This window comes from Siccirubricoccus deserti (assembly GCF_014283215.1).
In the GTDB taxonomy this organism is placed as follows: Bacteria; Pseudomonadota; Alphaproteobacteria; order Acetobacterales; family Acetobacteraceae; genus Siccirubricoccus; species Siccirubricoccus deserti.
Map to the genome: position 1 here is coordinate 1 of NZ_JACOMF010000253.1, position 804 is coordinate 804.

An 804-nucleotide genomic window follows, 5' to 3' on the forward strand; every position below is an offset into this window, starting at 1 on the left:
GAGAGCTCCCCCATCACGGTGGAGGCCACCTGGTTTTGTGTTGCTGCGCGTTCCGACACCAGTGCAAACTGGCGATGGAGATTTGCGGACCAACGTATCCCACGGCTTCCCGATATAGGACGTTGTCCGAGCGAATGTGTGCGGGCACGCCGCGCAGGATGAACAGGTCGGACAGCAGGTCGATCACGTCCGCCGCCTTGAGCCTGCGCCCGACCCGGATGGCGAGGCACTCGTGGGTGAACTCGTCGAGGACGTTGAGCATCCTGAACTTGCGCCCGTCGTGGGTGCGGTCCTCGACGAAGTCGTAGCTCCAAACGTGGTTCGGCCGCTCCGGCCGCAGCCGGACGCAGGAGCCGTCGGCCAGCCACAGCCGCCCGCGCTTCGGCTGCCGCGGCGGCACCTTCAGCCCCTCCCTGCGCCAGATCCGCTCCACCCGCTTGTCGTTCACCAACCAGCCCGCGTCCCGCAGCAGGGCCGTGACCTTCCGATACCCATACCGGCCATACTGTCGGGCGAGCTCGATGATGTCGGCCGTGAGCCGCTCTTCGTCGTCACGGCCCCGCGGCGCCTTGCGCTGCGTCGAGCGGTGCTGCCCGAGAACCGCGCAAGCGCGGCGCTCGGGGACACCCATCGTGTGCACGATGTGCTCGACACAGGCGCGCCGGCGCGCGGGGCTCAGATGGGGTATTCGGGGCGCCGTTTCCGCCGTCTGGTCTGCGGCATAATGGCCGCCCACCCAATCCGGCTCAGGGAGGCCGCCATGCAGCACTTTGTCGGGCTCGACGTCTCCGTAAAGGAGACCGC

The 804-nt window shown here is 67.9% G+C and carries 1 pseudogene; it reads right to left on the reverse strand.

What is annotated here, in order from left to right:
• Positions 1-121 precede the first annotated feature (121 nt).
• Positions 122-679 (reverse strand): annotated as a pseudogene (locus tag H7965_RS30170) (IS3 family transposase); the annotation flags it as partial.
• Positions 680-804: the final 125 nt, after the last annotated feature.